At 33.1% G+C, this 6,863-nt stretch carries 6 protein-coding genes and 3 pseudogenes; 3 read left to right on the top strand and 6 right to left on the bottom strand.

The genetic code is table 11. The features are described 5' to 3' along the window. Positions 1-38 precede the first annotated feature (38 nt). From AC1RYN_RS18695 to AC1RYN_RS18685, 3 genes are read right to left on the bottom strand one after another with little or no spacing between them, the layout of a single operon-like run. Positions 39-1,475: a S41 family peptidase gene (locus AC1RYN_RS18695; RefSeq protein ID WP_481808174.1), complete on the bottom strand. Its 1,437-nt coding sequence runs from the start codon at positions 1,473-1,475 to the stop codon at positions 39-41. A gap of 59 nt (positions 1,476-1,534) precedes the next feature. Then, on the bottom strand, positions 1,535-1,966 hold the full coding sequence (locus tag AC1RYN_RS18690; RefSeq protein WP_481808173.1) for a deoxycytidylate deaminase: 432 nt from the start codon (positions 1,964-1,966) through the stop codon (positions 1,535-1,537). A 2-nt stretch (positions 1,967-1,968) separates the two neighbouring features. Continuing rightward, a complete protein-coding gene (locus AC1RYN_RS18685) occupies positions 1,969-2,562 on the bottom strand; it encodes a HupE/UreJ family protein (RefSeq protein WP_481808172.1) in 594 nt (197 codons plus the stop codon). Positions 2,563-2,755: 193 nt separating this feature from the next. Between AC1RYN_RS18685 and AC1RYN_RS18680 the strand changes: the two genes are divergently transcribed. Beyond that, positions 2,756-3,187 carry a tellurite resistance TerB family protein gene (locus AC1RYN_RS18680; RefSeq protein WP_481808171.1) on the top strand — a complete coding sequence of 144 codons (432 nt, stop codon included), beginning with the start codon at positions 2,756-2,758 and terminating at the stop codon, positions 3,185-3,187. Between the two features lie 114 nt (positions 3,188-3,301). On the opposite strand, the gene AC1RYN_RS18675 is transcribed toward AC1RYN_RS18680, so the two are convergent. Beyond that, a complete protein-coding gene (locus AC1RYN_RS18675; protein ID WP_481808170.1) occupies positions 3,302-3,532 on the bottom strand; it encodes a hypothetical protein in 231 nt (76 codons plus the stop codon). Further along, positions 3,529-4,299, bottom strand: a pseudogene (locus tag AC1RYN_RS18670) (class 1 fructose-bisphosphatase). Before AC1RYN_RS18670 ends, AC1RYN_RS18675 begins: the two are co-directional and overlap by 4 nt. Positions 4,300-4,472: 173 nt before the next feature. Between AC1RYN_RS18670 and AC1RYN_RS18665 the strand changes: the two are divergent. Both AC1RYN_RS18665 and AC1RYN_RS18660 read left to right on the top strand, forming a co-directional pair. After that, a pseudogene (locus AC1RYN_RS18665) lies at positions 4,473-4,955 on the top strand (N-acetyltransferase family protein). 31 nt (positions 4,956-4,986) lie between these two features. Next, positions 4,987-6,251 (top strand): annotated as a pseudogene (locus AC1RYN_RS18660) (aspartate kinase). Between the two features lie 73 nt (positions 6,252-6,324). On the opposite strand, the gene AC1RYN_RS18655 reads toward AC1RYN_RS18660, so the two are convergent. Further along, on the bottom strand, positions 6,325-6,672 hold the full coding sequence (locus AC1RYN_RS18655; protein ID WP_481808169.1) for a helix-turn-helix transcriptional regulator: 348 nt from the start codon (positions 6,670-6,672) through the stop codon (positions 6,325-6,327). Positions 6,673-6,863 lie beyond the last annotated feature (191 nt).

Here is a 6,863-nt window from a genome sequence, read left to right as displayed (position 1 = left end):
AAGGTTAATACATGCTCCTGTTGTTAGGGAGGCAGCACCTAATCTAACCCATTCTTAAAAAGATATTTCTGAAAAGATTTAAAATAATCATCTAACGACTGCATTTTTGCAACAAATTCTTGATAATTCAACCCTGTAAATGCCTTACGATTTTTATCTAATTGCTCGAAAACAAAATGCCCAACAATTCCTGTTTGTAACAAATAAGCAGAGCCTTCGCTACCATGTTCTATTTCGATTGGCACAAAAACATCTGGTACAATACCGCCTCCACCATAAACAATTTTACCTTTTGGAGTTTTATATTTTAACGTATCAACAACCTTAATACTGTCCTTACTATATAATTCTCCGTTGTTAAAACGTGAATCCGACTCTTTAAAGTAATCTTCGTTTCCATGACTATATGGCTTCTGAATAGAGCGCCCTGTTGGTGTATAATATCTAGCAACAGTTAAACGAACAGCTGATCCATCATTAAAATCCATTTCGCGCTGAACCAATCCTTTTCCAAACGAACGACGACCTATTATGTTCCCTCTATCATTATCCTGAATTGCCCCTGCTAAAATTTCACTAGCCGAAGCACTATTTTCATTGATTAATACAGATACTTTTCCATTCTCAAAACTTCCGCTTCCTGTAGCATAGGTTTTTTCAGTTTCTCCGTTCTTGTTTTTCGTAAAGACAATAAGTTGCTTGTCTTTCAAAAATTCATCCGCAATTGCAACGGCTTCTTCCATATAGCCTCCTCCATTATCGCGAAGATCTATAATAAGCGACTGAATTCCCTTTTGCTTTAACTTCGTTAAACCTGATTTAAATTCGGCATAAGTTGTTTCAGCAAAACGATTTATTTTTATGTACCCAGTATTTTTATCCAATAGCATCGAGACATCAACACTCTTTATCGGAATAATGTCTCTTTTTATTTTAACTTTTAATTTCTTCTGTTCTGATTTTCGATAAACAGTGAGCTCTATCTCTGTTCCTCTTTTCCCTTTTAATTTAGCAAACAAGCTATCTGACGGAAGTTTTCGTCCGAATAATTTGGTCTTTCCTACATATAAAATTCTGTCTCCTGCTTGAATTCCCGCTTTTGCCGAAGGGCCGTTTTCTATTGGTTTTATTATTGCAACTGAATCTCTATACATATAAAAATTCACCCCAATTCCCACAAAATCACCTTTCATACTTTCGGCAACTTCAGCTTGCTCACTTGGCGGAATATAAACGGAATGAGGATCTAATTTTGACAGAATATTATCGACTGTAAGATTAACTATCGAATCTGTATTTATGCTATCGACATACTCATTATTAATGAAATCAATTAATTTGTTGAGTTTATTCTTAGAGTTATTTTTAGCCAAGAACTGATCCTGTGCAGGAGTGCTTAATAAGCTCCCAAGTACAGTTCCCAGAGCTAAAGCTGCTCCAATAACTATTGGCAAATATTTAGTATTGAATTTCATATGTAGCTAATATTTGTTTTACGAGAATATACTTATCGCTATTCTTCATAAGTAACCTTCTATTCTTCTAATACAGGAATGTGTACGACTTCTACTCCTGCTTTTATCAAAAACTGAATTCCAGCATCATCCCGATATCCATTTTGATAGACTACTCTTTTTATTCCTGATTGATGAATTAACTTACTACATTCTTTACAAGGCGAAAGCGTTATATACAACGTTGCTCCTTCGCAAGATTGAGTTGATCGCGCTACTTTTAAAATAGCATTTGCTTCAGCATGCAAAACATCCCAGCGCGTTAACCCCTCTTCGTCCTCGCAACAATTCCCAAACCCAGATGGTGTACCATTGTAACCATCTGAGATAATCATTCGGTCTTTTACGATAATTGCACCAACTTGCTTGCGTTTGCAATATGACAACAGACTCCATTCTTTTGCTATTCGCAAATATGCTTTGTCGTATCTATTTAATTTTTCTTTTTCCATTTTTATCTATTCCATATTTCGCTCTCAATAACCATCGGAATTACAACTCCTATTACAAAAGCCGACATAGCCAAAGTCCAATCACGTTTTGAAAAACGAAAAATTGTTTGAACAATATATGAGATTACTAAAACTACAAAAACTACAATAATTTGAGCTGCCTCAATCCCTAATGCAAATTCTCCCAAAGGCAACAATTTTGATGTTGGACTTCCTCCTAATATTGTTTTAAAATAATTAGAAAATCCTAATCCATGAATTATCCCAAAGAAAAGTGTTATAAAAAACACTAAATTAATACTTTCTGTTTTAGATGATTTCCCTGCTGTAAAGAAATTAAAGAAGGCTGTTATTAAAATCGTTATCGGAATTAAAAATTCGATAATGTTTACTTTGATAGTAATAACTCCATAAACTGAAAGCAATAATGCTAATGTGTGACCAACAGTAAAAACGGTTACAAGCAATAAAATTCTTTTCCAATCCTTAAACGAATAAGGAATAGTTAGCGCCATTAAAAACATTACGTGATCGTATGCATGAATATCTAGAACGTGTTTTAATCCTATTTGAAAATAAATCCAAAAATCTGACATGAGTATTTTAATTTTAATTGATAAAGGGTCTGTAAACTTACGATTAATTTTGAAAATGGTAGATTGCTACTCCAAAATGATTAAATAAAAATAAGTTAAAATTGCAGTTTTTAGAATTATAAAAATTATAAAAAAATTAAAATTAATAATTTAAAAATAGATTTATCTTTGTGATACAAAAAACCAATTAATTATGTCATTTTCAGATTTATTTGATAGCGAATTTAAACTAAGAAATAAAGGTCACTTTTCGGCTATTGTTCGCGTAGCCCTTGCTGATGGAAAAACAAACCAAGAAGAAAAAGCCTTTTTAGACAAGTTAGCTTCTCGATTAGAAATTTCAGACGAAGAATATAAAGAGATTCTTGCTGACCCAATGAAACACCCAATAAATGCGCCTTATTTGTATTCTCAACGTTTAGAACGTTTATACGATTTGGCTCGTATGGTACACGTAGATCACCAAATGGGGGACAGTCAAGAAATTATGCTAAGAAGATTTGGATTAGCACTAGGATTTATTCCTGGAAACGTAAACTATATCATTGCAAAAGCACTTTCATTAGTAGATAAAAAAGTAGATTTAGATACTTTTACTTTCGAAATGCAGAATATGAATAAATAAAAGTATTCCGTGACAGTATTCCGTACCCAAACTGGTACTAAAAACTGAGACTGGTATTAAAAAACAAAACCCGACTATTAACTAGTCGGGTTTTGTTTTTATTACTTAGCCGCTTTAAGCATAAACTCTTCTGCTTTTTACCATATTGTAGCTTCCACAAAAGAATGGAACGCGCTGGTGTAATTCGGTTGGATTAATCTCCATGATTCTATTAAAACCATCAGACGCTTTTCCTCCAGCCTGTTCTGCAACAAATGCCATTGGATTACATTCGTACAATAAACGAAGCTTTCCTTTTGGTGCTTTGCTACTTGTTGGATACAGATAAATCCCTCCTTTAATCATGTTTGGATGAAAATCGGAAAACCCAGACTTGCGATATATCTCGAAGTATAAGGCCTGTCGTCTTCTTCATGCTGGCAATACTTAATATAATCTTTTACTCCCTGTGGAAAATGAACGTAGTTCCCTTCATTAACGGAATAAATCTTCCATCTTTTGAATATTTCATATTTGGGTGTGACAAATAGAATGTTCCAATTGCTGGATTTAAAGTAAATCCATTTACCCCATGTCCTGTTGTGTAAACCAACATTCTGAGAAGTTCCATAAATTACATATCCTGCCGCAACTTGATTAACTCCTGGTTGCAAAAAATCTTCAAGTGTAACTGGTGTTCCTATTGGTGTAATTCTTCTGTAAACCGAAAAGATACGTTCCCACAGAAACATTTACATCAATATTAGAAGATCCATCAGCGGATCCATCAAAACCACATATTTATTATTATGGCTGTTATCACTCCCCTGAACAGTAATAAAATCATCATTCTCTTCTGAAGCAATTCCGCAAACAATCTCACGATTAATCAAAGTTTGAATAAAAACTTCATTTGCATACACATCCAATTTTTGCTGATCTTCTCCTTGTATGTTTTGTTCTCCAGCTGCGCCAACGATGTCAACTAAACCAGCTTTGTTTACTTTATAATTAACGACTTTGGCCGCCAATCGTATAGAGTTGATAATTCGGGAAAGCTCTCCCGACGAATACTGAAATGCTTTTTGGTTCTCAATAATAAACTCTCCTAGTGTTTTATTGCGTTCTTCCATTATACTATATCGTTGTAGATTTTTTTTTGAAGTCACAAATATCGCCTTTTTTGTGAAATTGATTTAAAAATTATTTAGTTAGTTTGTCCGTATTGTATATTTGTTAATCAAAAGCAATAATCAAGTTCAAAAAACCATTATTTTAGATATAAATACATTAATAATAAGAATTTATGAATATTAGAAAAGGAAACCCTGATGACATGAAAGCTGTTTTAGGCTTGATTCAGGAACTAGCCATATTCGAAAATGAACCAGATGCAGTTTTGGTTACGGAGAGCGATTTAGTTTGTGATGGCTTTGGAGAAAATCCTCTTTTTCATGTATTTGTAGCCGAGTTCAAGATGCCGATTAAGGAATGGTTGAATTGCCTTATACTATTACCGATTTTCAACCTGGAAAGGCAAAACAATACATTTAGAAGATTTAATCGTTAAAGATAAAATGCGTGGATCTGGTTTAGGAATGGCATTATACTCCAAAATAATGGAGCAGGCAAAAAAAGACAAAGTAAGAAGAGTCGAATGGAATGTACTCGATTGGAATACTCCTGCAGTTAAATTCTATGAAAACTCTGGAGCTCAAAATCTCGAAGAATGGCGTGTTGTTTTCAAATGGATGAAGCTGGAATTCATACTTTCTTGGAGAAAAAATAAAAATTTAAGACACAATATATAACAATAAATAATGAGAGTATTCAAATTTGGTGGTGCCTCAGTAAAAGATGCTGAAGGAATTAAAAACGTATATGACGTTTTGCAGAAAGTAGGTTATGAAGATGTATTACTTGTGGTTTCGGCTATGGGGAAAACTACAAACGCTCTAGAAGTTGTAATAAAGAATTATTTTGAAAAATCGAGCGAATTAAATGCATCTGTTCAAGAAGTAAAAAAATACCACAACCAGATATTGCTAGATTTATTCGAGAATGAAAAACATGAAGTTTTTACTGCTGTAAATGCATTCTTTTCGGAGTTGGAATATTTTCTTGCCCATAATAAATCTCCTAACTATAACTTTGTTTATGATCAGGTTGTAAGTTTTGGAGAATTAATTTCGACTACCATTTTAAGTCATTTCATGAATTTCATGGGTGTTCAACTCAATGGATCGATGTACGTAACTTTATAAAAACCAATGCGACTTACCGAGATGCCGAAGTAGATTGGGAATTAACTCAAAAAAATATTGGTAAGAATGTGAAGCGAAATATGCTAAACATCACCCAAGGGTTCTTAGGTGCCGATGAAAATAACTTCACCACAACTTTAGGCCGTGAAGGTTCAGATTACACTGCAGCCATTTTTGCTTATTGCTTAAATGCCGAAAGTGTTACCATCTGGAAAGACGTTCCTGGAGTAATGAATGCTGACCCTCGTTATTTTAGAAATGCAAGCTTGCTTAATCAAATTTCATATCGTGAGGCTATCGAATTGGCATTTTACGGAGCAACAGTTATTCATCCAAAAACATTACAGCCTTTACAGAAAAAAGAAATCCCACTATATGTTAAAGAATCTTTTATCAATCCGCTATTAAAAGGAACCATTGTTTCTAAAGGTGTCGATTTAGAACCTTATTTACCTTGTTTCATTGTAAAGAGAAACCAACTTCTAATTTCTCTTTCATCAATAGATTTTTTCTTTTATTATGGAAGAAAATATCAGTGAGATTTTTGCCTTATTCCATCAGTTTAAAATAAAAGTGAATTTAATTCAAAACTCAGCAATTAGTTTTTCTGTTTGTGTAGAAGATAAATTTGAAAATTTCAATGATTTGAATGCTATACTTTCGAAAAAATTCAAAGTTGATTTAGGTGAGAATGTTACCCTATATACTATTCGTCATTTTGATGATAAAGCAGCCGAAACTGTTGAAGAAAAAACAAAGTAGTTTTACTAAAACAGGTGAGTCGTGAAACCATGCAAGTAGTAACAAAAGACATCGATTAATTTTCTTTAAAAAAGTTAATTACATAATTCACAATAAATAATAAAGGCTTCTCTTTTTAAGAGAAGCCTTTATTTATGGTTTCTGTTTTCTTTTTAAATCTTTTATTGTTTTTTTTAACTCTTTAATTCGCGCTTCATATTGTTCTACGATTTTATCTGACAATTGATTTATAATGAAAGCCTCATTTAAATCATCAGTCGTTTCTTTATTCTGTCCTATTTCATTTGTTACCAATTCTTCTGGAGTTATTTTGAAGAACTCACATATTTTATTAGCATGACTTGCCCAAGAACTGCTCTCGCCTCTTTCAATCCTCGCATAAGCCGATTGCGATAAGTGCAAATAATCTGCCACTTGCTCTTGCGACATGTCCTTACTTTTACGTAGCTGTTTTAACTTATTTCCTACGATAATATTCATAAACCCATTTTTACCTGTAAGATAATAGAGGTCAGATTTATTAAAATATACTCATAAAGCCTTGTTAAAAGTTAGTTTTAAGTAAATTTATTAAAAATCAGAACAAAGCTATCTCTCTTCTGAATACCCGAAAACCGACAGGTGCTGCCTCCCTAACAACAGGAGCATGTATTAACCTTAGCAATACATAG

The sequence above is a fragment of the Flavobacterium sp. TC780 genome (genome assembly GCF_056783245.1).
The sequence above is the reverse complement of the archived record's forward strand: the minus strand, read 5'-3'. Positions and strand labels throughout refer to the sequence as shown.